The sequence below is a fragment of the Lichenicola sp. genome (assembly GCF_965198575.1).
In the GTDB taxonomy this organism is placed as follows: Bacteria; Pseudomonadota; Alphaproteobacteria; order Acetobacterales; family Acetobacteraceae; genus Lichenicola.
On the sequence record NZ_OZ240671.1, the window covers coordinates 2,709,037 to 2,733,453 of the forward strand.

Consider the following 24,417-nt stretch of genomic DNA (forward strand, 5'->3'; position numbering starts at 1 on the left):
CTGGTCACATCCCGCCGCCATACGGGCTGGCGGCACGGGATGGCGGCACACGGGTCATGGTTGCGGCGGGCGGGACCGTTGCCGCGGGCGCCGGCCCGAGGTCGAGTGGTCCGGGTGTGCTGGACGGGGCGGAGGTGGCACACGCGCCGACCCCCGCCAGTGCTGCGAGTGCAACGACTCGCGACAGCCAGGCGTGATCCATGCGGCTGCCCTAGAAGATCTTGTTGATGATCTCGTCACCGATGCCGAAACCGGCGCCGGTCTCGATCGCCCGCCCGAAGCTCGACCCCAGGAAATTACCGAGGAAGCCGCCACCCTGCTGCGGCTGCTGGGCATATCCAGGCTGCACTTGCGGATAGGAAGGCTGGTTCTGCTGGTAGGAGGGTTGCGCTTGCGGGTAGCTCGGCTGCTGCTCCCATCCACCAGCCTGCTGCGGCGGAAGCTGCTGCTGGGCCTGGTTGGCGATGGCGCCGTGGATCGCCTGCAACAGGTTCGAGACCTGGTCCTGCTCGGACTTGAACGCGATCGCGAGCTCGCGGAGATCGAGGAACCACTCCCGCGCCTGCTGGTCGCCGCCCTGTGACGCCGCCTGCAATTTGCCGCCGAGCGTCTGCAACGCCTGGATGGTCTGCTGTGCCTGGCCCTGGAGTTGCTGGTACTGCTGGTCGATCGTCTGCATGTCCATGGCGGCGCGGTCCTGGCTGGCGAGGTCCGGACGACCACCGTCCGGCCCACCTAGAAAACCGGTCCCGCGCCTAAGGTTGCCAGACGTCGAGCCGCAGGCTCACTTCGGCATCAGCACCTTGTCGATCACGTGCACCATGCCGTTCGACTGCGCGACGTTCTTGGTGACGATCGCGGCCATGTCGCCGTTCGAGTCCGCCAGCATCAGCTTGCCGTTCGGGTCGGTGACGGTGAGGGTATCGCCCTCGACGGTGGTGAGTGTCGCGGAGCCGCCGCCCTTTTTCACGTCGGCCATCAGCGCGCGCGCGGTCAGCCGGCCGGGCACCACATGATAGGTCAGGACCTGGGTCAGCTTGGCCTTGTTCTCGGGCTTCAGCAGCGTGTCGACGGTGCCGGCCGGGAGGGCTGCGAACGCATCGTTGGTCGGCGCGAACACCGTGAACGGACCCGGTCCGCTCAGCGTGTCGACCAGGCCAGCTGCCTTCACTGCCGCAACGAGCGTGGTCAGGTTCTTGGCCTGCGACGCGTTCTGCACGATCGTCTTGCTCGGATACATCATCGCACCGCCGACCATCGGGTCGGTCATCGCGACTGCACCGGTTGCAGACAGGGCCAGCAGCATTGCGCCGCCCAGCATCATTTTCCGCATTGTCGTCGTCCTGTACACCCGGACCGTCAGCGGCCGGTTGCGATGTTTACGGGGCGACAACGAGAACGGATGCAGCGGATGCAGGCCGATGTGGCCTCACCCTGGAAGTCGGCGCCGCGCGGCTGCAGGATCTCTCCCGCAGCCGCACGACGCCGTTTGCCCTACTCCGCCGTTCAGCTCCTATGCTGCACGCGTGGTTCCATCGGCGGATCGGACATCCTGGAACGCGATCCCGGCAAGGCGGCGGCGGATCGCCTCGAGCTCGAAACCGCCCTCGACCCGGGGTGCGCAGAAGCCGCCGGTCACGCGGCCATTGGGATACATCGCCGCATACTCGGCAGCGTTGTGGAACAGGCCGCGGCTGTCGTCGTCGAGGAATGTCTCGGCCGCGGCACCCTCGGCCAGGATGATCTCATGGCGGTCCAGCTCGATATGGATGTATTCGACATCCTTGCAGGCGGCGTCCCGGACGATCGTGGCACCGTTGACCAGATGCTCGGCCGCGACCAGGACGCCGTCGATGAACATCGCATGCAGCGGCGAGACCCGAAGATCGCGGTGCGGCAAGCCGTTACCGAGCGCGCCCCGGCGGATGAGGACCGGCAACAACTCCGGCCGGCCCAGCAGGAACCTGCCGCCATACGACCTGCGTCCGATCCAGAGGATGGATGCGGCAGCGCCCGAAGCAAGACGCACCTCGTCGCCGATCGCAAGCTGCTCGACTACGGTTTCGCCGTCCGGGGTGGCGATCATCGTGCCGCGGGCGAAGCAGGGAACGGCGCCGAAAACCAGCTGCTGGATATTCGTCAGGGTGTCGCTCTCGCCGTCACCCACGACATAGGTCACGCCGGCAACCGTCGTGACGGTGTAGTCGGATTGCTGACCCTCGAAGGTCATCGTGTTGAAGCCGGCGCCGCCATCGATGGTCGACTCTCCCGGGCTGCCATAGAAGAAATCGTTGCCGGCACCGCCGGTGATCGTGTTGACGCCCGATCCGGCATAGACCGAGACCGAGTGCGCTGCCGACAATGCCGATGCGTCGACCGTGCTTCCGCTCGAGCCGTCCAGCACGGTGATGGATCCGTCCGGAAGGCCGGTGAAGTTCGCGTCGGTCAGCGTGATGCCGCTCGGACCGGTGCTCGACAACTCGAAGATGCCGAAGCCGGTCACCGATGTCGGATCGGCCATGCCTGCGGTCGACAGGTCGAGCTGGTTGGTGGCGCCGTCGGCGGTGGCGATGCTGCCCATGATGGTGTCGCCGGCAAGCGAGGCCGCAGAGACCGACACGAGATTGCCGCCGGACTGGGTGTGGATGACGTCGCCGGTGCCTGTGCCCAGCGTGATCGTGTTGGAGCCGAGCCCGACCAGGATCGTATCGCCGTCGCCATTGCCGGCAATGATCGTGCTGTTGCCGTTGCCGGCGGTCAGCTGGTCGAAGCCGTTGCCGAGCGTGATGGTCTCGTTGCCGTCGCCGGTGGTGATGGTGTTGTTGCCGCCGGTCGCGAAGATCGTATCCGAGCCCGAACCGGTCGTGATCGTATTGTTGCCTGATCCAAGCTGGAGCGTATCCGTGCCGTTGGCTAGCGTCAGCGTGTTGTTGCCGTTGCCGAGCGTCAGCTGGTCGGTGCCGCTGCCCAGGGTCAGGGTGTTATTGCCGTCGGCGCCCGTGATGACATAGTCGCCGTCTCCAAGCGTCAGCGTGTTGTTGCTGTCGCCAAGATCAATGAACGTTGTGGTCATGGAGGCCCCCTTTGGATGGATCTTGTTTAGAGCCAAAACCGCCGGAGACGCCGATGAAATCGTTAATAGTCCCTTAATATCACGATTTGTTGACGCTTAATTACTGGGAAGCGGGTGCTGATTACGCTTCCCGGGCAACTGTTCAAGCATAGAAATGAATACTGTCTCACGTGCACGAATTATTACATGGGAATATCCTTCTTTTGAGACGCTCGAACTTCCGGGGATGAATGGGAGCCGGCAGAGGTGCCATCGCGGGGCCGGCATCGACGGGTGGCGCGAGGAGGCTCGCCGATCATTCTGAGCTGGCGGACCCGTAGCGGGAGGGGCGCGTCCCGCCGGCAACCGGCGCGGTCGGCTTGAAACTGGTTTCGGATCCGATAAAACCCCCCGGGTGTACGGAAGAAGTCGCTGGCGTCCCGAGCCAATCTAAGGGCCTGTTACAACGATGGCGTTCGTCGGATATCTGGATCATTTCTCGCGCGAGCGGATCGACGGCTGGGCCTGGGATCCGGAGCACCCGGATCAGGCGTCGGTGCTTCGTGTCATCGTGGATGGCCAGGTCATCACGACGGTGATCGCCAACGGCTTCAGGCCAGATCTGGTGGACGCGGGCATCGGCGACGGCAGGCATGCCTTCACGCTCGATGCCGCCGTTCTCTGCCTGCCGATAACCTCTGTGCTGGTCAGGGTGCAGGACGACGCGACGCACCAGGAGCTCCTGACGTCGCCACGGCGGCTCGATGCGCCGCTGGAACTCAACGCCGACATGAAGCGGACGATGGTCGCATTGTTCGAATCCCCCGGCTCGGACGATGCCGTGCGGGACCGCGTGCAGTTCCTGGCCGAGCAGACCGGACATCTGCTGCAGCGGTTGGCCGATCGCCAGTCGGGGCGCCGGGCAAGGGCCGCCGCACGCAGCCGTGCCTGGCGATGGCGGCCGGAGGATGGCGCCAAGCCGCCGGGGCCGACGCCGCGTGCGCTGGTGATCGACAGCATTCTCCCCGCCACCGCGCGTGACGCGGGTTCGAATGCCATCCTGTCGCATGTGAGCTCGCTGCAGCGGCTGGGCTTCGAGGTCACTTTCGTGCCGGCCGACATGCAGCCGGGCGAGGGCCTGGAGGCGCTGCTGGCCACCGGCGTGATCGTCATGTGCGAGCCGTGGGCCGCCTCGGTCGAGGAGGTGTTCCGGCGTCAGGCCGGCGAGTTCGACCTGGTCTATCTGCACCGGCTGGAAGTCGCGCACTGCTATATCCCGTTCGCCCGCCATCACATGCCGAAGGCCCGTCTGATCTTCAGCGTGGCCGACCTCCAGCACCTCCGATTGCTGCGCCAGGCTGCGATCGAGGATCGGCCCGAGCTGCTGCGCTACGCCCATCACATCCGCCAGCAGGAGTTCGCCGCCGCACTGGCCTGCAACGCGGTCATCACCCACTCGGTCGTCGAGGCCGCCCTGCTGCGACGGGCTGTCCCGTCGGCGAACATCGTCGTCGTGCCATGGGTGGTCCGCCCGCAGCCCACCGAAGCGGATTTCGCGAGCCGATCCGGCGTCGCGTTCGTCGGTGGCTACAAGCACGCGCCCAACGCCGATGCGGCGATCTGGCTCACGCGCGAGATCATGCCGCTGGTCTGGCGGCAGGCGCCGCAGATCAAGTGCCTGCTCGTCGGCAGCGCGCTCCCGCCGGTCCTGAAGAGCCCGGGCGATCCGCGGATCATCCCGGTCGGTCATGTCGACAGTCTCGACCGGATGTTCAACGAGGTCCGCCTGTCGGTGGCGCCGCTCGCCTATGGCGCCGGCCTCAAGGGCAAGGTCGTCGACAGCCTGGCCGCCGGTGTGCCGTGCGTCTGTACGCCGATCGCGGCGGAGGGGTTCAACCTGCCGGCGCCGCTGAGCGCGTTCGTGTCCGATGCGCCGGAGGGCCTCGCGGATGCCATCGTGCGCCTGCATGCCGACGAGGCCGCGTTCCTGGAGTGCCGTGCGGCGGGGCTCGACTATGTCAGGCAGACCTTCAGCGAAGACGCGGTGGATGGCCGCCTGCGCCTGGCAGCAGGCGTTCCGGTCATCGGCTGACGGCCGGCCTGGAGCGCGCGATCCGGCGGCAACGGCCTGTCGCGGGTCGACCGGGGGGTGTAGGGTGACGTTCAACGCGCAACCGGACCAGCCTGGAACAAGACCATGCCGTTCGACGGTGTCAGCCAGTTCCCGCACAGGGACCCGCCAGCCGGGCGGAAAAACTCCGAGCGGCCGCTTCGGGCTCGGGACTGGCTGGTTGCGGCGCTGATTGCCGTGGTGGTGGGATTGATCACGCTGGTGAATTGCAGACTGCTTTTGGGATATTGGCATGGCTGACAAGGATGGCGGTTCGGCCGCCGGTGGAATCACGCGCGAACGCCTGACGCGGAGGGACAAGCTCGTCGCCGTCATCCTGGCGGCCATCCTGGTCGCCATCATCCTCGGGATCTTCCGGTTGGGCATCGCGGCGCTCTATGGCTGAGCCGTATCCGGAATCCATTCCGGACATCGAGATCACGGCGCGCGAGACGCTCTCGGATGGCTTCTACAAGCTCGAGAAGGTGACCTTCCGGCAGCGCGATGCGGACGGATCGGAGCAGACCCTCGATCGCGAGGTCCTCCATAACGGGCCGGGTGCCGCGGTGCTGCCGTACGACCGGGCCCGCGGAGCGGTGCTGCTGGTGCGCCAACTGCGGATCGCCGCGGCGCTGAACGGCGACATCCCGTTCCTGGTGGAAGCCTGCGCCGGCGTCGTCGATCCGGGCGACCAGGCGACCGACACCGTGGCCAAGGAGGCGCTGCAGGAGCTGGGCTACCGTCTGCACGACGTCCGCAAGGTGTTCGAGCTGTACACGAGCCCTGGCGGGTCGGCGGAGAAGCTGCATCTGTTCATGGCCGCCTACACGCCAGGGGATCGCGTTTCGGACGGCGGCGGCCTGCCTGCGGAAGGCGAGCAGATCCGGGTTCTGGAAGTGCCGTTGGACCGCGCCTGGGAGATGGTGCAGTCGGGCCGGATCATCGACGCCAAGACGGTACTGTTGCTCCAGCACCTGCGCCTGCTGGAGCAGGCCGTGGGCGGCTAGGGCATCATCCGATCGAGCCTGCTCAGCGGTCCGGCAAGGAGGCTCGCTAGCCGCTCCGGCCGAACCACTCGCTAGCCGCTCCGGCCGAACCAGCGGCGCCAGGGCCTTGCCGACGTGCCGCGGGGGGGCGTTGCGGCGACCTCGACGCTCGCGACCTCCTGCGCCAGGGTGGTGCGCTCGAACCAGTTCAACGAGCTGGCCTTCAGCACGCCCGACCCGGTCTCTGCAGGCACCGCGACGAAGCGCTGCTCGGTGGCGCTGCCTTCGGTGATGGCGAGCTCGCCGTGGCCGGTCGCCGCGAAATGCCTGTCGCCGCTCTGCAGCACGATCTGGTGGTCGCCATAGGGCAGGATCCGTATGGGGTGCCTGGCGACATCGGAGCCGGCGCCCCACGCCGAGGCGGGAGGTGGCAGGTCGCCCGTCTCACTCGAGATCGAGAAGATCGCGACGTCACCCTCGATGCGCGCGACGATCGGCAGCAGGGCCTTGTTCTTGAAAATGAACGGTTCCAGGCGGATCAGGCGGCGCTCGACGTCGTAGGCGAGAAATGTGCCGTGCGGAGACAGCAGGAGGCAGCGGTTTCCGTTCTGCAGTGCTGCCAGGGACGTTTCGCCGTCATTCGCGACAGCCTTGTGCTGAAGCCCGAACAGCTGCTTCATCGTGAAGGCGAAATGGCGTTCCGCCTCCACTCTGTGACCGCGGACGATCAGTGCGTAGATCAGGCGCATATTGGTCGGGCTGGAGGCGAAATTATGAGCCAGCTCGTGGCTCGTGACCCGCTTCGACCGGAAGGCGCGGGAGGCCAGGAACGGCTTGCGATTGACCGCCTTGTGCAGCGAACGCAGGATCAGGATCGGATGCGTCCGTCGCAGCCTGGTCAGCGTCGCCAGGAATTCACCGCGATCCGGTGATTTTATTGCCTGCAGAAGTGCCAGCACCATGCCGGTATCCCAGGTCGCATCGTAGATCACGTGCCCGGCATGCCAGGCGCTGAACACCTCGGTCTCGGGCACATGCTTCTTGATCAGCTTGGCGTCGTAGTCATCGACCTTGATGCCCGGGTCGAGGACCAGCGCCAGTCTCCCGCTCACATCGCCGCTGCGTATCCCCATGCCCTTGAATTCGGGTCGCATGACGGCGCCATGCTGCGCCATGTAATGCGCCAGGATCCGGCGTTCCCGTTCGCTCGGCAGCTCCAGCTCGTCCGTGTCCACCGAGAAGTAGGGCGAAAAGGAAAGCACGTAGTTGGCCCGGAGCGCTTTCGAGAATTTCAGCGCCGCATAGCCACCCATCGACTGGCCGAAAACGATGACCGGGCGATCGCCGCGAGCCTCCTCCACCAGTCGGGCGACGTCCGCCATTTCCGGTGACAGGTAGAAGCCCGTCTCGTTGGTCATCACGCCGATGCAGGAGATGTTTCCCTGCTCGACCTGCGGCTGCAGGAAATAGTGGCGGTCCCAGTGCTGGTCATTGTTCAGCTGGGAGAACGAAACCAGAAGATAGTCCGTTGCGCCTTCGTGGCTGTGCGCAATGATCTGGCGACCGGTAAAGATGATCATGGGGGTCCTGGTTTGCAGCGTTGGTCACGCCGGATCGGAAATCGGGCGTTGCTTCAGGGTCGTGCTTATGGCCTCAGAATAACCCATCGTCGTAGCGGTCACCATAGAGACAACCTCGACGGGTCCGGGTTCGGGTTCGCCCCGGGCTTCACGAAGTGCCAGGTGCCGCGGACCTTGCCGTCGAGATCCGCCAGCGGCCGGTCGAGCAGCCGGCGCTGCATGGCGTCGATGGCGCCAGGCCAGGGTGGCGGGAAAATCGGGAGTGGCGACCAGCACGCCTTCCCACATCGGGCGGCGACCGCGTTGAAACCCAGGAACAGCGTCGCCCGACAAATCGCTGCACGACCGGGTGCCGCATCGGCGTCATCGAAGACTGCGGTGGCTCCGGGTGAAGTCTTCGATACGGCCGATCTTGTCGCCTGGAGCCCGCGCAGTCCGACGGAAGTATCCGCCCGAGTACGTGCAATTTCCAGGTCGCCATCGCAGCGTGCCGGCACGGTGGACCGGCATGATGGTGATCTAACCGCGTTGGCGGGGACATCCCGGGTCGCACAACCGCATCATCCGGATCTCGATGGCGTGGCCCTGGCAGGCGCTGCAGGGCACGCGGTCGCGGATCAGGTCGACCGGGGTCAACTCGCCGAACCGCTTGAGCAATGCGGCGATCGGCAATGCCGCCAGGTGTCCACACGTCTGGCACCGTGCCGTCTGGACGTATCCGGCCGGCGTGCAGGTCAGGTCACGGAGCCGGGGGATGCGATTGCGCGGGAAACCAGCGCGAGGATCTGGCGGAAGCATCCCTGAACATAACAGGAACAGACGGCCGTTGGCGAGAGACCTGATCATGCGCCGGAGTGCGGCTGGCAGACGCTGGCGATACAGGATTTCGCGCCGGCATCGACCTGCTGTAAGAGCGGCGCGAGATGAACAGCGTGGACGCGATCATGGCAGAAGAAGACGGTCAGGCGACCCTGGCGCTCACGGCGCAGATCGTCTCGGCCCATGTCTCGAACAACACCGTCTCCGCCGAGGCGCTGCCGGGACTGATCCGCCAGGTCTATCAGGCTCTCACCGGCGCCGGCGTGTCGGCACCCGAACCGGAGAAGCTGCAGCCGGCAGTGCCGGTGAAGCGCTCGGTGTTTCCGGATTACATCGTGTGTCTCGAGGACGGCAAGCAGCTCAAGATGCTGAAGCGCCATCTGCAGAGCGCGTACGGGATGACGCCCGAGCAGTATCGCGAGCGTTGGGGCCTGCCGGCGGATTACCCCATGGTGGCGCCGAACTACGCCGAGCGCCGCTCCGCCCTGGCGCGCCAGATCGGGCTCGGCCGCAAGGATGGCGGGCGTGCGCCGGTCGAGGAGCCCTCGGGCGAGGAAGAAGAGGCCGCTCCCAAGCCGCGCGGCAAGCCTGGCCGTCGCCGCAAGACAGCGGAGTAGGGGGCCTCACTCAGGCCTGACGTCTCTGGAGCGCCGGCCCAGCATCAGCGGCAGCATCCGCCGCGTCATCGTTCCATGCGGCGGCGCCATCGTCGTGAAGCCGCTGAACCGACCGGGCCGGTAGAACCCGCGCGTGTGCGAGAAGCGCAGGAACCCAGCCTCGCCATGATAGGCGCCCATGCCGCTGCCGCCGACGCCGCCGAACGGCAGGTCCGGTTGCGCGCAATGCAATAGGGTGCCGTTGACGGTGCCGCCGCCTGAGATCGTGCTGTCCAGCACCATCCGCTCGAGCCGCCGGTCGTCGGTATAGCAATAGAGTGCAAGCGGTCGCGGCCGGGCGTTCACGAAGGCGATCGCCTCCTCGAGCGACCGGTACGGCAGCACCGGCAGCACCGGCCCGAAGATCTCGTCGCGCATGAGGGTGCAGTCGAGCGGCGGCGCGGTCACCAGCGTCGGCACCAGCCGGCCGGACGCACGCGCCTGCTCCCGTTCTTCCGCGTGGCCCGGCGCATACCGCAGCGTCGCACCCTGCCGCTCAGCTTCCTGGACGGCGCCCTCCAGCCGATGCCGATGCCGCTCCGAGATGATGCAGCTGTAATCCGGATTGCCCGTGATGCGCGGATACAACCGGCCGGCTTCCCGCAGCAGTGCCGCCACCATCTCGTCGAGCCGGTGCTCCGGCACCAGCACGTAGTCGGGCGCGATGCAGGTCTGGCCGGCGTTGAACAGCTTGCCGATCATCAGGCTGCGCGCGGTCCGGCCAGGGTCCGCGTCGGGACAGACGATCACCGGGCTCTTGCCGCCGAGCTCGAGCGTCACCGGCGTGAGGGTGGCAGACGCCGCGCGCATGACCTCATGCCCGATCGCGGTCGAGCCGGTGAACAGCAGGTGGTCGAACGGAAGCGCCGAGAAGGCGCGGGCGGTCTCGAGATCGCCGTTCACCACCGCGATTTCGGCCTGGTCGAACTGCCCGGCCAGCAGCTCGGCCAGCAGCGCTCCGAACCGCGGCGTCAGGTCGGAGGGCTTCAGCATCACCCGGTTGCCCGCCGCCAGCGCGTCGATCAGCGGTCCGACCGACAGGAACAGCGGGTAGTTCCACGGCGCCATGATGCCGATGCAGCCGAGCGGCTGGCGCATCACCCAGGCGCGGCCGGGCAGGAAGCTGGCGCCCACCCGCCGGCGTCGCGGCCGCATCCACCCGGCCAGCCGACGCTGAGTGAACCGCACCGACGCGCGCAGCGGGATCAGCTCGGCCAGCGCGGTCTCGGGATAAGCGCGATGACCGAAATCGGCGGCGATCGCGGCGTGCAGCCGGTCGCCGGAATGGGACAGGATGGAGTCGATGCGGGCGAGGGCGGCCAGCCGGTGCCGGAGGTCGGGCCCGGAGGCGGAGGCGGCGAGTGCCGCGGCGCGCTGGGCCTCGAGCAGGCTGCGCGGCTGGATGGCAGGATCGATGGGCAGGTCGGGCATCATCGGGTTCCGGAGTTGCGGCGGTCGGATGCGGGCACGGTGGCGGCTGTCGGCGAGCCAGTCATGCTTCCGCGGCGGCGTCCAGAGCGGATGAGCCGCCCGACCAGCTTCGTCCGGCGCGGACGCTCCAGCCGACCAGCAGTGCCGGCGCGATCACCCAGACCAGCGGGGTCGCGGCGATCAGGCCTGGCGATGGCCAGAGCATGGCGATCGCCACACGCAGCAGCGCCTCGCCGACCAGGAAGCCGGACCAGACCAGCGTCACCCGGCGCATCGACAGGGACGCGCTCATGACGCGGCTCCGACGAAGCTGCCATGGAAGCCGTTCGGCACCCGGCATGGTAGCTGGACGGTGGCGATCGGGCCGCTCTCGACCGCGTCGGTGTCCAGGATGACGAGGTCGCTGCGATCCTCGGCCGCGCGATACTGCACCGCGAGCAGCCAGCCATCACCCTCCCCGGCATCGGGCGCGCGCGGCACGAAGACCGGCTCCGAGAGCGTATCGCCGGCGGGTGCGACGAACAGCGCCTCGCGGCCGGTGTGCTCGTCGCGGTGGCAGATCGTGTCGAGCTCGGTGTCGTGCGTGGTGGCGGCGAAGAAGCCGTGGCGGTGACGGAAGCCGGTCGTGCGCAGGTCGATCTGCGGAAACTCGCCCGGGAGCGTCGAAAGCTGGCGGCGCTCGACCGGCGCATCGGGCCGGGACAGGTCGATCCGCCAGCGCCAAAGCGTGGTCGGACCCGCCACGCGGCGGCCTTCGGCGTCGGGAAACAGCGACGGCTTGTCGCATTGCATCAGGTCGATCGACAGGCTGTCCGCGTCCTCCCAGGCGTTCATCACATGGAACGAGAAGCAGCTATCGACCGCCAGCCAGCGCAGTGTCGCCGCCGGATCGTCGCGGCGCATCACGCCCAGGAACGCGCCCCGGCCCGGTTCCCACTGCAGCCAGGGCCCGCCGGCCGCCGCACGTGGCAGGTCCGGCACCAGCGGGAAGAGCGGGATGACGATGTGGTGGGAGGTCACCGCGAAGTCGTGCACGAGGGCCGGGTAGGGCGCCTCGATGCGGGCCTGCATCAGCATGCGCCCGTCGGCCGCGACCGCACCGAGGCGGATCGCCCGGGAGACCACGCCCTCGGACCGCGCGCCGAAGAACCAGAGCGCGCCGGTCTCCGGATCACGCTTCGGATGGGCGGTGAACGGCCCGTCGCCGACCGGCAGGGTGATCTTGCCGAGCGTGTCCAGTGTCGCGGGATCGAGGCCGGCGGGGGCGTGACCCTCCTCCAGCGCCAGCAGGTGGCCCGCATGCTGCAGGATATTGGTGTTGGCGACGCCGCGCGGTGCCTCCCGGTCGGCATTCGCATCGGTGGCGGTATCGCTGCTGCGGCCGCCGGGCCGGCTGGACAGCGCATGCCCGGCGCGGCCCTCCGCGTGCCAGCGCTCGGTCCGCACCCACCGGTTGCGATAGCTGACCCCGCCGGCGGATCCGGGATCACCGAAGCTGAAGGCGTGCACCATGCCGTCGCCGAGGAACCAGTGCTGGTCGTCGGCAGGGAAGCGGGGATTGGGACCGTTGCGGAACAACGTGCCACGCAGGCCGGGCGGCAGCGTGCCGAGCACCGCCAAGTGCTCGAGCTGCCGCTCCTGCTGCACCGGAAGGTAGTTGCCGCGTCGGGTGGGATCCATGACCATAAACCTTACGTTGTATAGATCGACCGTAAGCGGCTGCCTCGCCGCCTGTCCAGAATAATTTTACATTGGAAAGATCGAGGGGATGTGGGATCTGGAGGGATGAGTTCTGTTCCGCCCTCCGGACCCGTTCCCGCCCCAGCCAGTCAGCCGCCGGCTGAGGATCGAGGTCGTCCGTATCACCACGGTGACCTGGCGGCGGCGTTGCTGGAGGCGGCCGGGGCCATCCTGGAGGAGGCGGGGATCGTCGGACTGACCCTGCGCGCCGTGGCCAGGCGGGCCGGCGTGTCGCACATGGCGCCGGCGCATCATTTCGGCGATCTGACCGGGCTGCTGAGCGAACTCGCGGCGGTCGGGTTCAGGCGTTTCAGCGCGGAATTGGGTACGGCCGGAATCGAGACCGGCGGCCGCGGCCTGGACGGGATGGGTCGCGCCTATGTCGGCTTCGCCCGGAGCCACCCGGCGTTGTTCCAGCTGATGTTCCGCTCGGAACGGCTCGATGCGGAGCGGCCGGCGCTCAAGCAGGCATTCGCCGAGGCCGGGACGATGCTGACGCGTGCGGCAGCCGGTTTCGAGCCGGGAGCCGGACCGCCGACCCTGGAGCAGGTGGCAGCCTCGGTCCGTGCCTGGTCGCTGGTGCATGGCTACGCGATGCTGCTGATCGATGGCCGGCTCGAGGGCGCTCTCGCGCTTCCGGCGCCGACGGAGGGCACGGTCGACAGCGACACGCTGCTGCGGGCGGTGCTGGCCAGCCGGTGAGGGGCCGACCGGTGACGGTTCCACCCCAGAAAAGTCCGGCGCCCGCCCACGATGCGGCCTTCCAAGCGACCGGCGTTGGCCATAACCTCGGGATGAACCTGCCCGGATTGGCGCCGCCACATGAGCCTCGAAGCTGACCTGGTCGTCGACAGGCTGCGCCTGAAGCGGCGCCTTATCGTATGGCGGGTGCTCGCCGTGGCGGCCTTCGTGCTGGCACTGCTGGCTACGGCCGGGATCGGACACCAAGGCGGTCATCTGCTCGGGCTGCGGCCGCATCTTGCCCGACTCCGGATCGACGGCATCATCACCGAGGATCGCGACCGCCTCGACCTGATCGACGCCGCGACCGAGGATGCCGCGGTCAAGGGCATGATCCTGGACATCGACAGCCCGGGCGGGTCGGTGTCGGGCGGCGAGTCCCTGCACGACGCGGTCGCCCGCTTCGCCGCCAGGAAGCCGGTGGTGGTGGTGATGGGCGGGGTGGCGGCGTCCGCCGGTTACATGATCGCGGTGCCGGCGGCGCGGATCTTCGCCTCCAATTCGACGCTGACCGGTTCGATCGGCGTGATCCTGCAGAGTCCTGATGTGTCCGGACTGCTCGGCAAGCTCGGCGTCAACGTCGACGAGCTGGTGTCCGGGCCGCTCAAGGGCCAGCCGAGCGTGGTCAAGCCGCTGTCACCCGCAGGCCGCGACATGCTGCAGGGCGTGGTGATGGATCTCTACGGCCAGTTCGTCGACATGGTGGCGGCCGGGCGGCACATGGATCCGGCGCGGGTGCGCGCGCTTGGCGACGGGCGGCCCTATACCGGTCACCAGGCGGTGGCGCTCGGGCTGATCGACCAGGTCGGCGACGAACGCGATGCCCGGCAGTGGCTGGCGAAGGATCGCAACCTGCCCGCGACGATGCCGGTCGAGACGCTGCAGCGCGCGCCGAAACGGAGCTGGATGGGGATCCGGATGGGCAGCCTGATGGGCGGAATGCTGGAAGCTGGCGTGCGCGCTGCGGTCGTTTCGCTGCTGGACGAACCAGCGACAAAAACCCTTGTTCCGCAAGGACTTGCGCTTGACGGGGCAGTTGCGCTCTGGCAACCATGATGGGCTGACGGGGACGGGGCTGCAATGACCAAGTCGGAACTGATCGCCGAGCTTGCGTCAGCCAACCCGCATCTGCGTACGGTTGATGTCGAGCTGATCGTGTCGACCATCTTCGACGAGGTCACCGCCGCCCTCTCTCGCGGAGAACGGGTCGAGTTGCGGGGCTTCGGCGCCTTCACCGTCAAGCAGCGCGACGCCCGAACCGGCCGCAATCCGCGCACCGGTGAACCGGTGGCAGTCGATGAGAAGGTCGTGCCGTTCTTCAAGGCCGGCAAGGAATTGCGCGAGCGGGTGAACCAGCGCGGCGGGCGCGGCCGCTGAGAGTACCGGGCAGCGACTTTGTTCTTGTTCCGTTCCAGCGCATTTGCTAGTCATCGTCGGGTAGAAGGATTGCCGGATGATGCTGTTGCAGGCCCCGCCGCCCTCGTCGCAAACCCCGCCGGCACGGCGCGTCATGCCGCTGATCTGGCTCTGCCTGGCAGGCGCCGTACTGCCGGGGCGTCCGGTCCATGCCGAACCGTTAAACGCTGCCGTCCAGAGCAGTCTCGTCCTCTGCGCGCCGGCGGCTGCACCCCTGGTGCCGACGCGGGCAATCCCGGGGAGCGGGTCGGCTCACCGGCTGGTGCGCCAGATCGGCGACGGACGGTTCTTCGCCCCGACCCGCTCTGCGATGTTCTTCTCGCACCCCGGTGATCGGTGTGCCTGGCGCGGCGGCCTCGCCATCCGCGGTTGAGGTGCGCGACCGCGAGTGACCAAGCCGCGATGTCGGGGCTTGCCGAGCATCGGCCGCGGGAGGAAAACGCTCGCCCAGCGGATTGAGGCAGGGACGCTCGATGTTCAGGAAAAAGGACAGGACGACGCTGGACAGCGCGGCGCCTGCGAAATCGACCGGCACCCTCGCGGGCAAGGCCGCGAGCGGGAAGCCGGGTTCGGTCAAGGGCGCGATCGCCAAGGTGGCTCCGGTGAAGGCGGCCGCTGCGAAACCGGCGCCCGCACGCAGCACTGCTCCCGTGGTCCTGTCCAAGGGCCAGAAGGCCTACGAGGCCCGGCGGGCCGAGAAGGCCGGGATGGGACTGGATAAATGGATGGCCGAAAAGGATCGGCGGGTGCAGGCGGAACACGAGGCGTTGCAGCGCGCCCACAAGAAGGTGGCGCCCAGCAAGCCTGGTCTGTTGCGCCGGCTGCTCGACAAGGCGCATCGGCCGATCTGACGAGGCCATGTCGCGGCCGCCGCAGTTGATCTCCGGGCGCAACGAGGAGCATCCTCGGCCTGCGGTGTTGACGAACGGCGCGATCCTGCGATGGCGCCTGCAGCCGGAGTGGATGGCATGCTCGACGTGAACTCTGTCCCGGACCAAGACGAGCAGGCGAGCACCCTCGTGACGGCGGGCGTCACCGTGGTTCCGGTGATCCTGTCCGGCGGATCCGGCAGCCGGCTGTGGCCGGTCTCACGGGCGAGCTTTCCGAAGCAGCTTTGGCCGCTGATTTCCGACAAGACGATGCTGCAGGAGACCGCGTTGCGCGGCGTCGGCGACGGGTTCGCGGCCCCGGTGATCGTCTGCAACCAGGAGCACCGGTTCCTGATCGCCGAGCAACTGCGCGAGGCCGGGATCGAGGGCGCCCGCATCGTGCTCGAGCCGGTCGGGCGGAATTCCGCACCCGCACTGGCCGCCGCCGCCCTGCTGGTCGCCGAGCAGACTCCGAACGCGGTGCTGTGGATGATGGCCGCGGACTCCGCCATCACCCGGCCGGCCGCGCTGGCGGAAGCGGTCGCCAATGCCGTGGCCGCTGCGCGCAGCGGCCGGATCGTCACCTTCGGCATGAAGCCCACCCGGCCCGAGACCGGCTACGGCTATATCGAGGCGGGCGCGCCTCTGGACGGGCTGCCCGGCGTGCGGGCGCTCACCGCCTTCATCGAGAAGCCGGATGCCGAAACCGCGGCCAGGCTGGTCGCCACCGGCACCCATCTGTGGAACTCCGGCATGTATGTCTTCACCGCAGAGACATTGCTCGAGGAGATGCAGCTGCACGCTCCCGACGTGCTGGCAGCGGTGCGGCGTGCCGTCGAGGGCCGCGAGACCGACCTCGATTTCGTCCGCCTGGAGCCGACCGCGTTTGCCTCGGCACCCGACATCAGCATCGATTATGCGGTAGCCGAGCATACCAGCCGGGCTGCCGTGGTGCCGGCCGATCTCGGCTGGTCGGATGTCGGCAGCTGGGACGCGCTGTGGGAGATCAGCCCCAAGGACGACACCGGCAATGTGGCGATCGGCGACGTGTTCCTGGAGCACACGCGGAACTGCTACGTGCGCTCGGACGGCATCGTCACCGCCGTGACCGGGCTCAACGATGCCGTCGTGGTGGTTACCGAGGATGCGGTGCTGGTCACCCACCGCGACCGTGCCCAGGACGTGAAGAAGGTGGTCGACCGCTTGCGCCGCGCCGGCCGTCACGAAGCGGTGGCGCATAACCGCTGCTACCGGCCCTGGGGGTTCTACGAGAGCCTGATCCAAGGCGACCGCTTCCAGGTGAAGCGCATCGTGGTGACGCCCGGCGACCGGCTGTCGCTGCAGAAGCACTACCACCGCGCCGAGCATTGGGTGGTGGTGGCGGGCGTCGCCCTCGTCACCCATGACGGGCAGCAGACCCTGGTGCGCGAGAACGAGAGCATCTACCTGCCGCTCGGTTCCGAGCACCGGCTGGAGAACCCGGGCCGGATCCCGCTCACCCTGATCGAGGTGCAGTCGGGCGCCTATCTCGGCGAGGACGACATCGTCCGCCTGGACGATCCCGACAACCGGAACTGACGCCTGGGGCTCAGCCCCGCGCGGGCATCTCGGCCAGCAGGAAGTCGCGGAACACCGACACCCGCTTGGACGTCCGCAGCTCCTCCGGATAGACGAAATAGGCCTCGATGGTCGGCGCCTTCACGTCGGTCAGGACCTTCTGCAGGCCCGGCCGGTCGACCAGCATGTAATGTGGCAAGGCACCGATCCCGAGCCCGGCCTCGATCGCATCGGCCATGGCGCCGAGATTGTTCACCTCGAACACCGACTGCCGCTTCTGCCCGTTGGGCCGGCCGAGGCCAGCCAGCCAGTTCACGTCGGCGACCGGCGGATGGTAGTTGCCGAACAGGATGATCCGGTGGCGGTCGAGATCCTCGGCGGAGGTCGGCGCGCCATGCTTGGCGAGATAGTCCGGGCTGGCGCAGATCGGCAGCTGGATATCCGCCAGATGGCGCTGCACCAGGTCGGGCTGGCGTGGCGGGTGCATGCGGATCGCGACGTCGGCCTCGCGCATGCCGAGATCGAGGTCGCTGTCCTCCAGGATCAGCGTGATCGAGATGTCGGGGTGCGAGGTGAGGAACCGCGGCAGGCGGGGCGCCAGCCAGGAGGTGCCGAAGCCGGTGGTGGTGGTCACCTTGAGCCGGCCGGCCGCCTTCTCCTTGCTCTCGGTGAGCAGCGCCTCGGTCATGGCGAGCTTGGCGAACACCTCGCGCACGGTGCGGTTCATCTGCTCGCCCTGCTCGGTCAGGATGAGCCCGCGCGCATGGCGGTGGAACAGCGGCACCTGCAGCGCCTCCTCGAGCGCCGAGATCTGCCGGCTCACCGCCGACTGGCTGAGATTGAGCACGTCACCAGCGTGGGTGAAGCTGCCCGCATCCGCGACGGCATGGAAAATCCTGAGCTTGTCCCAATCCATGCTCACCGCCCCAGCCTCATGGTCGCGTCACCCTCGGGCCTGCGGCTACTCCGCAGCGATGGCACGCTCATCTGCCATGTGCTGTGGGGATACCTTTTCGGTCAAGTATCGTTCGGCCTCGAGTGCTGCCATGCACCCGGTGCCGGCCGCCGTGACCGCCTGGCGGAACACCTTGTCCTGCACGTCGCCGGCGGCGAACACGCCCTCCACGGAGGTGCGGGTGCTGCCGGGAGTGGTCAGCACGTAGCCCTCGTCGTCGAGCTCGACCTGGCCACGGAACACCGAGGTGTTGGGGGTGTGCCCGATCGCGATGAACACGCCGTCGACGCCGAGTCGGCTGCTCTCGCCCGTCACCATGTCGCGCAGCATCACGCCGTTCACCACCGGAGGCGTCGTGTGGCCGGCTGCGTGACGCTGCTCGCCGGTGTCGGTGATGTCCTCGACGACGCTGTTCCAGATCACCGAGACCTTCGGATGGGCGAACAGCCGGTCCTGCAGGATTCGCTCGGCGCGCAGCCGGTCCCGGCGGTGGATCAGCGTCACATGATCGGCATGATGCGTCAGGTGCAGCGCCTCTTCGACCGCGGTGTTGCCGCCGCCGACCACCGCGACGCGCCGGCCACGATAGAAGAAGCCGTCGCAGGTGGCGCACGCCGACACTCCGGCGCCCTGGAGGCGGCTCTCCGACGGCAGCCCGAGCCAGCGCGCCTGGGCGCCGGTCGCGATCACCACGGTCCGCGCCAGGTAGATGTCGCCCGAGTCGCCGACCAGGCGGAACGGCTCGGCGTCCTGACGCGGCGACAAATCACACTCCATGATCAGGTCGTGGATGACCCGGGTGCCGACATGCTCGGCCTGTGCCGCCATCTGCTCCATCAGCCAGGGGCCCTGCACCGGCTGGGCGAAACCCGGATAGTTCTCGACGTCGGTGGTGATCATGAGCTGGCCACCAGGCTGCAGACCCGCCACCAGCATCGGCTTCAGGTTGGCACGCGCGGCATAGATCGCGGCGGTGTAGCCGGCCGGCCCGGCGCCGATGATCAGCACGTCGGTGGTGTGGGTCTGGGTCATGATCCGATCGATTTCTGCAATAGCTGGGCGAAGGATATGAGGCGGGTTCGGTCCGGCGCAAGCAAGGCGGAGGCCACGGTGCGGCGAGCGGCCCGGCGTGGTTGCGGCAGAGACGGGCCTTTTCGGCATCCGCGCCGTGCAATACACCTTGTGCCTGCATGCAGACGGCGGACAGGATCGGTGTGACGGAGCTTGACGCCATCGATCGGCGGATCGTTGCCGAGCTTCAGCGCGACGGGCGCATGACCAATGTCGAGCTGGCGCGACGGGCGGGGATCTCGGCGCCGCCCTGCCTGCGCCGGGTCCGCCGGCTCGAGGAGCTCGGCGTGATCCGCGGCTATTACGGCGACAGCGATCCGAGCCTGCTCGGCTGGTCGATCGTGTTCTTCGCGCTGGTCGGGCTCGACAGCCAGAAGGAGACCGTGCTGGCGCAGTTCGAGGCACTGGTGGCGGATTGGCCGGAGGTGCGCGAATGCCACATGATCCGCGGCGGCGGCGACTTCCTGCTGCGGCTGGTGGCGCGCGATACGGCCCACGAGAACCAGCTCACCCGGCGGCTGACCGAGGCGGCGCATGTCAGCCGGCTGCAGACGCTGCAGACCATCCGGACCAGCCGCGACCTCGCCGGCGTGCCGATCTGACCGGGGCCATCCAGGCCGCCGCCCCGACCGCCGCTTGACGACACGCCCTGCCCGGGGTTCCTGGCGCGCCATGTCCACTTCCCGGCTCAGCGTGTCCAGATCCGACGCTACCAGCGAGGAGTCGCGCGCCGGGGTGGCACGGATCAGCATCGTCGTGCCCTGCTACAACGAGCGCCCGAACGTTCGGCCGTTGGTGGCCAGCCTCGACACGGCGCTGGCAGGTCTCGCCTGGGAAGTCATCTTCGTCGACGACAACAGCCCGGACGGCACCTCCGACGAGATCAGGGCGCTTGCCGCCACCGATCCGCGGGTTCGCGGCCTGCGACGGATCGGACGACGCGGCCTCTCGACCGCGGTGATCGAGGGCGTGCTGGCCTCCTCGGCACCGCTGGTGGCGGTGATGGATGGCGACCTGCAGCACGACGAGACCAGGCTGGTGCCGATGCTGGACGCGGTCGAGCAGGGGCTGTGCGACATCGCCGTCGGTTCGCGGCACGTGGCGGGCGGCGATGCGTCCGGGCTCGCGTCGGCGTGGCGGCACCGCCTGTCCGAGGCCGGCATCAGCATCGCCCAGAAGCTGCTGCCGGTCCGCCCGGGTTTCGCACCCCTTGGCGATCCGATGAGCGGCTTCTTCGCGTTCGACCGGCGGCTGTTCGAGCGCATCGCCCCCAAGCTCAGCGGCAAGGGCTTCAAGATCCTGCTCGACCTGATCCTGTCGGCCCCCGAGGCGCCGCGCGTGCTCGAGATCCCGGCGCGCTTCCGGCCGAGGCTGGCGGGCGAGAGCAAGCTCGACGTGCTGGTGCTGGTGCAGTTCGCCGCGATGCTGCTCGACAAGGCCTGTCGCGGCTTCCTGCCGGTGCGCTTCATCGCCTTCGCGCTGGTCGGAGGCGCCGGCGTGCTGGTCAATCTCGCCGTGCTCGACCTGGCTGGGCGACTCGGCGCGGGGTTCGCGACGTCCCAGACACTCGGGACGATCGTCGCGATGGTGGTGAATTTCGGGCTCAACAACTCGCTGACCTACCGTGACCGACGCCTGCGCGGCGCGGCATTGTGGGGCGGGCTGGCGCTGTTCATGCTGGTCTGCAGCGCCGGTGGCATCGCCAATATCGGCATCGCCCGCACGCTGCATGCCGCCCACCATGGTTGGCAGCCGGCTGGCGCTGCCGGTGCCGCGATCGGCGTGGTCTGGAACTACGCGGTGTCCTCGACACTGATCTGGCGACTGCGTTGATCGACAGGCCGCGGGGTGGCCGGGCAGGCGCTCCGCTCGGGACCTGGCTCGGCCTGCTGATCGCGCTGACCGGGGTGCGGCTGCTGGTGTGCGGGCTGGCTCCGCTCTCGGCTGACGAGTCCTACTACTGGGTGTGGTCACGGGCGCTGGCGCCGGGCTATCTCGACCACCCGCCGATGGTGGCGCTCTGGATCCGCGTCGGCACGTGGCTGGTTGGTGATGGTCCGCTCGGCGTGCGGCTGCTGGCACCGATTTCCGCCGGGCTCGGCACGCTGCTGCTGGGTGTCGCTGCGGCTGACTTGTGCGGCGGCACACCCTTGCAGCGCCGGCAGCACGCCATCATCGCCGGGGTACTGCTGAACGCGACGCTGGTGCTGGGCATCGGCAGCGTCACCATGACGCCGGACACACCGCTGCTGTTCTTCTGGACGCTGACGCTGGTGGGTCTCGGCCGGGCTCTGGCCAGCGGACGCGGTGCCTGGTGGCTGCTGGTCGGCGTCGCGATCGGCCTGGCGCTGGACAGCAAATACACCGCCGTGCTCACCGGCATCGGCCTGGCGCTGTGGCTGGTCACGACCCGGGCCGGGCGGGTCTGGCTGCGCACGCCGTGGCCGTGGCTCGCGGGCCTGCTGGCGCTGCTGCTGTTCGCGCCGGTCATGGAGTGGAACCGGCTGCATGGCTGGGCGAGCTTCGCCAAGCAGGGCGGCCGCACCGACGCCTGGCAGCCGGCGCGCGCCGGGCGTTACCTGGCCGAGCTCGTGGGCGGCCAGATCGGGCTCGCGACGCCGGTCATCCTGGTGCTGCTGGTGGTCGGCATGAAGCACGCGCTGTCGGCTGGTCGACGTGGTGTGACCGGGCTGTCGCTGCTGGCCTGGATCACGCTGCTGCCGGTGGCGGTGTTCGTGCAGCACGCGTTCGGCGACAGGGTGCAGGCGAACTGGCCCGGGCTGCTGTATCCCGGCGCGGTGATTGCCGCCGCAGGTACGGCGGCGACCGCCCGCTGGTGGCGACCGGCCGCGGCGCTGGGCTTCGTACTGGTGCTGCCGGTCTATGTACAGGCGGCCTTCGCGCCGTTCCCGCTGCCGCTGGCCGTCGACATCACGGGCAAGCGGCTGGCCGGCTGGGAGGGTCTGGCGATGCGTGTGGACGAAGCCGCGGGCGGGGGCTTCGTCGCAGCGGATGAGTATGGGTTGGCTGCGGAACTGGCGCGCGCACTGCCCGGGCGCGTGGTGCTGGGGGTCGAGCCGCGGTGGCGGTTGTTCCGGCTGCCGCATGCGACCGGGAGCGAGGCGGGTGGCGTGCTGGTGCGCAGCGAGCGCCGTCATGACGGCCCGGACCCGGAGTTCTGGGCCGGCATGACACCGGCCGGCGAGGTCGACCGCGCCGGCGGCGGCCATGTGCTCGAGCGCTACCGGCTGTTCCGCGTGACCCTGCGGCCGGACCTGCCGCCCGAGCAGCACCTGCAGATCGTCCGGCTGCCCACTCCCCGATAAGTGCGTCCGGCCCGGCAGCTCGCGTTAGCGGTCGGTTAAGGTGGTCCGGTCAGGATGTGCCAGGCGCCACGCGGTCTCAAGGATCGTGCGTGGCCGAGCAACACGTCGGAGCAGGTGCCGGGGATGGTCAAGCGGCGCGGCAAAGGCGATGTGGTGAACATCATCATCAAGCGCGAGGAGGTGGCCGAAGAAGGTCATCATGGCGGCGCCTGGAAGGTCGCGTACGCCGATTTCGTGACGGCGATGATGGCATTCTTCCTGCTGATGTGGCTGCTCAACGCGACCACCGAACAGCAACGGCGTGGCATTGCCGCCTATTTCAGCCCACTGGCCAACGTCGAGAACGGCTTCTCCGGCGCCGGACTGGTGCCCGGTGGCGTGAGCCCGCTCGACAAGGGCACCAGCCTCGTCGTCAAGGGCACCGGTTCGCCGCCGGCACAGACCCCGCCGCAGCCCTCCGCGATCCAGGCCGCCTCGGGGCAGGCTGCGACCGACGGCACGCCGGCGCCCGCCGCGCCTGACTCCGATGATGACGACCAGCCATCCGGCGCCGCGGCGACCGCAGCCTCGGCCGTCGGGCAGGCCCTGCCGGGCCAGACCGATGCCGCGACGACGAGTCCGTCCCCAGCCACGCCGGGTGCCATGGCCGCGGCGGCCGACGCGAAATATCGCGCCGGGGTTGCCGAACAGGCCGGACTCAAGTCCGCGGCCCAGCAGATGCGCCGCCTGATCGCGGCCGACCCGACCCTTGCCGGGAGTGCGGACCAGATGGCGATCGACGTCACCTCCGACGGCCTGCGCATCCAGATCATGGACAGCCAGGGCCGGCCGATGTTCGACCGGGGCGCGAGCACGCTGAACGCCCGTGCCAGCGCGCTGCTGCGCAAGGTCGCGCCGTTCCTGGAGACCCTCCCCGAACCGATCTCGATCGGCGGCTACACCGATGGCGCGCCCTGGACCGCCGGCAGCCAGTCGAACTGGACGCTCTCCTCGGGACGCGCCGATGCTGCGCGCGACCTTCTGGTGCAATCGGGATTGTCCGATCGCCGGATCAGCGAGGTCACCGCGTTTGCCGATCGTCACCTGCTGCTGCCGGCGGACCCGCTCGCCAGTGCCAATCGCCGCATCGTCCTGACTCTGCGTCGCCTGCATCCGGAAATCCCGGCGCCGCCGATTGCCTCGCCGCCAGCCTCGCCGGCCGTCGTTCCCGCGACCAGCAGCGTTTCGGGAGGCTGAGCCGATGTTCACGATCGGCGGCCTGGTGTTCCTGCTGCTCTGCGTGTTCGGCAGCTTCATCGCATCCGGCGGCGCGATCGGGCCGCTGATCGGCTCGATGCCGTTCGAGCTGCTGAGCATCCTCGGAGCCGCGGTCGGCAGCTTCCTGATGGCCAACTCGATGCACGACATCAAGCACACCATCGGCGGCTTCAAGAAGACCATCAAGGGTCCGGCGTACAAGAAGGCCGACTATGTCGAGCTGCTCAGCCTGCTGTATTTCTTCGTGCGCCTGGCCAGCAGCAAGGGGGCCACGGCGATCGAGCCGCATATCGAGAAACCCGAGACCAGCAGCGCCTTCATCGCGTTTCCGAAGGTGCTGGCCAATCATCATGCCAGCGGGATGATCTGCGACTATTTCCGCATGGTCGGCATGAACGCCGACGATCCGCACCAGATCGACGACATCATGGGGCGCGAGCTCAAGAAGACGCTGGCCGAGGAACTGCACCCGTGCCACGCGCTGCAGAGCATGGCGGACGCGTTGCCGGCGCTGGGGATCGTCGCGGCGGTGCTCGGCGTCATCAAGACCATGTCGAAAATCAGCGAGCCGCCGGCGGTGCTGGGCGAGATGATCGGCGGCGCACTTGTCGGCACCTTTCTCGGCGTGCTGCTGGCCTACGGGGTGGTGGCGCCGATCTCCTCCAAGCTGCGCGCGGTGGTGATGGAGGAGAGCAAGTATTTCGAGCTGATCCGCGCGGTGATCGTGGCCCACTTGCACGGCAACCCGCCGCAGATCAGCGTCGAGAGCGGCCGCAAAATGGTGCCGACGGAGCACATGCCGAGCTTCCAGGAATTGGAGGCCGTCGTGCAGAACCTGCAGATCGTGTGAC

The 24,417-nt window shown here is 68.3% G+C and carries 27 protein-coding genes; 16 read left to right on the top strand and 11 right to left on the bottom strand.

Translation table 11 applies throughout. From position 1 onward, the window contains the following. Positions 1-4 precede the first annotated feature (4 nt). The 4 genes from ACOEQ2_RS12205 to ACOEQ2_RS12220 all read right to left on the bottom strand — a co-directional run bounded on the left by ACOEQ2_RS12205 (position 5) and on the right by ACOEQ2_RS12220 (position 3,073). Positions 5-202, bottom strand: a complete 198-nt coding sequence (locus ACOEQ2_RS12205) for a hypothetical protein (RefSeq protein WP_419728247.1) — start codon at positions 200-202, stop codon at positions 5-7. Positions 203-211: 9 nt separating this feature from the next. After that, entirely contained in the window at positions 212-685 is a 474-nt protein-coding gene (locus tag ACOEQ2_RS12210) for a hypothetical protein (protein ID WP_419728248.1), read from the bottom strand. 99 nt (positions 686-784) lie between these two features. After that, the gene (locus ACOEQ2_RS12215; RefSeq protein ID WP_419728249.1) at positions 785-1,333 is read right to left on the bottom strand and encodes a fasciclin domain-containing protein; all 549 of its coding nucleotides are present in this window, start codon (positions 1,331-1,333) and stop codon (positions 785-787) included. Positions 1,334-1,513: 180 nt separating this feature from the next. Continuing rightward, entirely contained in the window at positions 1,514-3,073 is a 1,560-nt protein-coding gene (locus ACOEQ2_RS12220; protein ID WP_419728250.1) for a Hint domain-containing protein, read from the bottom strand. Positions 3,074-3,521: 448 nt separating this feature from the next. Here ACOEQ2_RS12220 and ACOEQ2_RS12225 point away from each other — a divergent pair, with 448 nt between their 5' ends. The 4 genes from ACOEQ2_RS12225 (at position 3,522) to ACOEQ2_RS12240 (ending at position 6,169) form a co-directional block, all read left to right on the top strand. Next, positions 3,522-5,144 carry a glycosyltransferase gene (locus ACOEQ2_RS12225; protein ID WP_419728251.1) on the top strand — a complete coding sequence of 541 codons (1,623 nt, stop codon included), beginning with the start codon at positions 3,522-3,524 and terminating at the stop codon, positions 5,142-5,144. A 105-nt stretch (positions 5,145-5,249) separates the two neighbouring features. After that, on the top strand, positions 5,250-5,423 hold the full coding sequence (locus tag ACOEQ2_RS12230; protein WP_419728252.1) for a hypothetical protein: 174 nt from the start codon (positions 5,250-5,252) through the stop codon (positions 5,421-5,423). Next, on the top strand, positions 5,416-5,568 hold the full coding sequence (locus ACOEQ2_RS12235) for a hypothetical protein (RefSeq protein ID WP_419728253.1): 153 nt from the start codon (positions 5,416-5,418) through the stop codon (positions 5,566-5,568). The genes ACOEQ2_RS12230 and ACOEQ2_RS12235 overlap by 8 nt, the downstream gene beginning before the upstream one ends. Beyond that, complete coding sequence (locus tag ACOEQ2_RS12240; RefSeq protein ID WP_419728254.1) at positions 5,561-6,169, top strand: NUDIX domain-containing protein; 609 nt, start codon at positions 5,561-5,563, stop codon at positions 6,167-6,169. The genes ACOEQ2_RS12235 and ACOEQ2_RS12240 overlap by 8 nt, the downstream gene beginning before the upstream one ends. A gap of 71 nt (positions 6,170-6,240) precedes the next feature. Here ACOEQ2_RS12240 and ACOEQ2_RS12245 read toward each other — a convergent pair whose 3' ends face one another. Both ACOEQ2_RS12245 and ACOEQ2_RS12250 read right to left on the bottom strand, forming a co-directional pair. Next, complete coding sequence (locus ACOEQ2_RS12245; protein ID WP_419728255.1) at positions 6,241-7,728, bottom strand: hypothetical protein; 1,488 nt, start codon at positions 7,726-7,728, stop codon at positions 6,241-6,243. 98 nt (positions 7,729-7,826) lie between these two features. Then, positions 7,827-7,949, bottom strand: a complete 123-nt coding sequence (locus tag ACOEQ2_RS12250; protein ID WP_419728256.1) for a hypothetical protein — start codon at positions 7,947-7,949, stop codon at positions 7,827-7,829. Positions 7,950-8,672: 723 nt separating this feature from the next. Between ACOEQ2_RS12250 and ACOEQ2_RS12255 the strand changes: the two genes are divergently transcribed. Next, a complete protein-coding gene (locus ACOEQ2_RS12255) occupies positions 8,673-9,164 on the top strand; it encodes a MucR family transcriptional regulator (protein WP_419728257.1) in 492 nt (163 codons plus the stop codon). A 6-nt stretch (positions 9,165-9,170) separates the two neighbouring features. Here ACOEQ2_RS12255 and ACOEQ2_RS12260 read toward each other — a convergent pair whose 3' ends face one another. The 3 genes from ACOEQ2_RS12260 to ACOEQ2_RS12270 form a co-directional block, all read right to left on the bottom strand. Further along, entirely contained in the window at positions 9,171-10,634 is a 1,464-nt protein-coding gene (locus ACOEQ2_RS12260; RefSeq protein WP_419728258.1) for a coniferyl aldehyde dehydrogenase, read from the bottom strand. Between the two features lie 61 nt (positions 10,635-10,695). Beyond that, entirely contained in the window at positions 10,696-10,926 is a 231-nt protein-coding gene (locus tag ACOEQ2_RS12265; protein WP_419728259.1) for a hypothetical protein, read from the bottom strand. Further along, complete coding sequence (locus ACOEQ2_RS12270) at positions 10,923-12,314, bottom strand: carotenoid oxygenase family protein (RefSeq protein ID WP_419728260.1); 1,392 nt, start codon at positions 12,312-12,314, stop codon at positions 10,923-10,925. The genes ACOEQ2_RS12265 and ACOEQ2_RS12270 overlap by 4 nt, the downstream gene beginning before the upstream one ends. A 105-nt stretch (positions 12,315-12,419) precedes the next feature. On the opposite strand from ACOEQ2_RS12270, the gene ACOEQ2_RS12275 reads away from it, so the two are divergent. The 6 genes from ACOEQ2_RS12275 to ACOEQ2_RS12300 all read left to right on the top strand — a co-directional run bounded on the left by ACOEQ2_RS12275 (position 12,420) and on the right by ACOEQ2_RS12300 (position 16,978). Continuing rightward, positions 12,420-13,076 carry a TetR/AcrR family transcriptional regulator gene (locus tag ACOEQ2_RS12275; RefSeq protein WP_419728261.1) on the top strand — a complete coding sequence of 219 codons (657 nt, stop codon included), beginning with the start codon at positions 12,420-12,422 and terminating at the stop codon, positions 13,074-13,076. A 120-nt stretch (positions 13,077-13,196) separates the two neighbouring features. Beyond that, the gene (sppA, locus tag ACOEQ2_RS12280; protein WP_419728262.1) at positions 13,197-14,171 is read left to right on the top strand and encodes a signal peptide peptidase SppA; all 975 of its coding nucleotides are present in this window, start codon (positions 13,197-13,199) and stop codon (positions 14,169-14,171) included. Positions 14,172-14,195: 24 nt separating this feature from the next. After that, positions 14,196-14,492, top strand: a complete 297-nt coding sequence (locus ACOEQ2_RS12285; RefSeq protein ID WP_419728263.1) for an integration host factor subunit beta — start codon at positions 14,196-14,198, stop codon at positions 14,490-14,492. Positions 14,493-14,568: 76 nt separating this feature from the next. Next, positions 14,569-14,904, top strand: a complete 336-nt coding sequence (locus ACOEQ2_RS12290) for a hypothetical protein (protein ID WP_419728264.1) — start codon at positions 14,569-14,571, stop codon at positions 14,902-14,904. Between the two features lie 100 nt (positions 14,905-15,004). Beyond that, on the top strand, positions 15,005-15,382 hold the full coding sequence (locus ACOEQ2_RS12295) for a hypothetical protein (RefSeq protein WP_419728265.1): 378 nt from the start codon (positions 15,005-15,007) through the stop codon (positions 15,380-15,382). Between the two features lie 117 nt (positions 15,383-15,499). After that, the gene (locus ACOEQ2_RS12300) at positions 15,500-16,978 is read left to right on the top strand and encodes a mannose-1-phosphate guanylyltransferase/mannose-6-phosphate isomerase (protein ID WP_419728266.1); all 1,479 of its coding nucleotides are present in this window, start codon (positions 15,500-15,502) and stop codon (positions 16,976-16,978) included. Between the two features lie 10 nt (positions 16,979-16,988). Here ACOEQ2_RS12300 and ACOEQ2_RS12305 read toward each other — a convergent pair whose 3' ends face one another. Next, on the bottom strand, positions 16,989-17,873 hold the full coding sequence (locus ACOEQ2_RS12305) for a LysR family transcriptional regulator (RefSeq protein WP_419731213.1): 885 nt from the start codon (positions 17,871-17,873) through the stop codon (positions 16,989-16,991). 45 nt (positions 17,874-17,918) lie between these two features. Next, positions 17,919-18,944 carry a thioredoxin-disulfide reductase gene (gene trxB / locus ACOEQ2_RS12310; RefSeq protein ID WP_419728267.1) on the bottom strand — a complete coding sequence of 342 codons (1,026 nt, stop codon included), beginning with the start codon at positions 18,942-18,944 and terminating at the stop codon, positions 17,919-17,921. A 158-nt stretch (positions 18,945-19,102) separates the two neighbouring features. On the opposite strand from trxB, the gene ACOEQ2_RS12315 reads away from it, so the two are divergent. The 5 genes from ACOEQ2_RS12315 to motA all read left to right on the top strand — a co-directional run bounded on the left by ACOEQ2_RS12315 (position 19,103) and on the right by motA (position 24,416). Next, complete coding sequence (locus ACOEQ2_RS12315) at positions 19,103-19,585, top strand: Lrp/AsnC family transcriptional regulator (RefSeq protein WP_419728268.1); 483 nt, start codon at positions 19,103-19,105, stop codon at positions 19,583-19,585. A gap of 70 nt (positions 19,586-19,655) precedes the next feature. Further along, entirely contained in the window at positions 19,656-20,816 is a 1,161-nt protein-coding gene (locus tag ACOEQ2_RS12320; RefSeq protein ID WP_419728269.1) for a glycosyltransferase, read from the top strand. Beyond that, positions 20,813-22,309 (top strand): glycosyltransferase family 39 protein, encoded by a 1,497-nt coding sequence (locus ACOEQ2_RS12325; RefSeq protein ID WP_419728270.1) that lies wholly within the window; start codon positions 20,813-20,815, stop codon positions 22,307-22,309. The genes ACOEQ2_RS12320 and ACOEQ2_RS12325 overlap by 4 nt, the downstream gene beginning before the upstream one ends. A 123-nt stretch (positions 22,310-22,432) precedes the next feature. After that, on the top strand, positions 22,433-23,545 hold the full coding sequence (locus ACOEQ2_RS12330) for a flagellar motor protein MotB (RefSeq protein ID WP_419728271.1): 1,113 nt from the start codon (positions 22,433-22,435) through the stop codon (positions 23,543-23,545). A 4-nt stretch (positions 23,546-23,549) separates the two neighbouring features. Beyond that, positions 23,550-24,416 (top strand): flagellar motor stator protein MotA, encoded by an 867-nt coding sequence (motA, locus tag ACOEQ2_RS12335; protein ID WP_419728272.1) that lies wholly within the window; start codon positions 23,550-23,552, stop codon positions 24,414-24,416. Position 24,417: the final 1 nt, after the last annotated feature.

What these genes read in the sequence shown, in the direction of transcription:
- ACOEQ2_RS12205 (WP_419728247.1), bottom strand. Translation starts at nt 202, where the DNA reads ATGGATCACGCCTGGCTGTCGCGAGTCGTTGCACTCGCAGCACTGGCG.
- ACOEQ2_RS12210 (WP_419728248.1), bottom strand. Translation starts at nt 685, where the DNA reads ATGGACATGCAGACGATCGACCAGCAGTACCAGCAACTCCAGGGCCAG.
- ACOEQ2_RS12215 (WP_419728249.1), bottom strand. Translation starts at nt 1,333, where the DNA reads ATGCGGAAAATGATGCTGGGCGGCGCAATGCTGCTGGCCCTGTCTGCA.
- ACOEQ2_RS12220 (WP_419728250.1), bottom strand. Translation starts at nt 3,073, where the DNA reads ATGACCACAACGTTCATTGATCTTGGCGACAGCAACAACACGCTGACG.
- ACOEQ2_RS12225 (WP_419728251.1), top strand. Translation starts at nt 3,522, where the DNA reads ATGGCGTTCGTCGGATATCTGGATCATTTCTCGCGCGAGCGGATCGAC.
- ACOEQ2_RS12230 (WP_419728252.1), top strand. Translation starts at nt 5,250, where the DNA reads ATGCCGTTCGACGGTGTCAGCCAGTTCCCGCACAGGGACCCGCCAGCC.
- ACOEQ2_RS12235 (WP_419728253.1), top strand. Translation starts at nt 5,416, where the DNA reads ATGGCTGACAAGGATGGCGGTTCGGCCGCCGGTGGAATCACGCGCGAA.
- ACOEQ2_RS12240 (WP_419728254.1), top strand. Translation starts at nt 5,561, where the DNA reads ATGGCTGAGCCGTATCCGGAATCCATTCCGGACATCGAGATCACGGCG.
- ACOEQ2_RS12245 (WP_419728255.1), bottom strand. Translation starts at nt 7,728, where the DNA reads ATGATCATCTTTACCGGTCGCCAGATCATTGCGCACAGCCACGAAGGC.
- ACOEQ2_RS12250 (WP_419728256.1), bottom strand. Translation starts at nt 7,949, where the DNA reads ATGCAGCGCCGGCTGCTCGACCGGCCGCTGGCGGATCTCGACGGCAAG.
- ACOEQ2_RS12255 (WP_419728257.1), top strand. Translation starts at nt 8,673, where the DNA reads ATGGCAGAAGAAGACGGTCAGGCGACCCTGGCGCTCACGGCGCAGATC.
- ACOEQ2_RS12260 (WP_419728258.1), bottom strand. Translation starts at nt 10,634, where the DNA reads ATGCCCGACCTGCCCATCGATCCTGCCATCCAGCCGCGCAGCCTGCTC.
- ACOEQ2_RS12265 (WP_419728259.1), bottom strand. Translation starts at nt 10,926, where the DNA reads ATGAGCGCGTCCCTGTCGATGCGCCGGGTGACGCTGGTCTGGTCCGGC.
- ACOEQ2_RS12270 (WP_419728260.1), bottom strand. Translation starts at nt 12,314, where the DNA reads ATGGATCCCACCCGACGCGGCAACTACCTTCCGGTGCAGCAGGAGCGG.
- ACOEQ2_RS12275 (WP_419728261.1), top strand. Translation starts at nt 12,420, where the DNA reads ATGAGTTCTGTTCCGCCCTCCGGACCCGTTCCCGCCCCAGCCAGTCAG.
- sppA (WP_419728262.1), top strand. Translation starts at nt 13,197, where the DNA reads ATGAGCCTCGAAGCTGACCTGGTCGTCGACAGGCTGCGCCTGAAGCGG.
- ACOEQ2_RS12285 (WP_419728263.1), top strand. Translation starts at nt 14,196, where the DNA reads ATGACCAAGTCGGAACTGATCGCCGAGCTTGCGTCAGCCAACCCGCAT.
- ACOEQ2_RS12290 (WP_419728264.1), top strand. Translation starts at nt 14,569, where the DNA reads ATGATGCTGTTGCAGGCCCCGCCGCCCTCGTCGCAAACCCCGCCGGCA.
- ACOEQ2_RS12295 (WP_419728265.1), top strand. Translation starts at nt 15,005, where the DNA reads ATGTTCAGGAAAAAGGACAGGACGACGCTGGACAGCGCGGCGCCTGCG.
- ACOEQ2_RS12300 (WP_419728266.1), top strand. Translation starts at nt 15,500, where the DNA reads ATGCTCGACGTGAACTCTGTCCCGGACCAAGACGAGCAGGCGAGCACC.
- ACOEQ2_RS12305 (WP_419731213.1), bottom strand. Translation starts at nt 17,873, where the DNA reads ATGGATTGGGACAAGCTCAGGATTTTCCATGCCGTCGCGGATGCGGGC.
- trxB (WP_419728267.1), bottom strand. Translation starts at nt 18,944, where the DNA reads ATGACCCAGACCCACACCACCGACGTGCTGATCATCGGCGCCGGGCCG.
- ACOEQ2_RS12315 (WP_419728268.1), top strand. Translation starts at nt 19,103, where the DNA reads ATGCAGACGGCGGACAGGATCGGTGTGACGGAGCTTGACGCCATCGAT.
- ACOEQ2_RS12320 (WP_419728269.1), top strand. Translation starts at nt 19,656, where the DNA reads ATGTCCACTTCCCGGCTCAGCGTGTCCAGATCCGACGCTACCAGCGAG.
- ACOEQ2_RS12330 (WP_419728271.1), top strand. Translation starts at nt 22,433, where the DNA reads ATGGTCAAGCGGCGCGGCAAAGGCGATGTGGTGAACATCATCATCAAG.
- motA (WP_419728272.1), top strand. Translation starts at nt 23,550, where the DNA reads ATGTTCACGATCGGCGGCCTGGTGTTCCTGCTGCTCTGCGTGTTCGGC.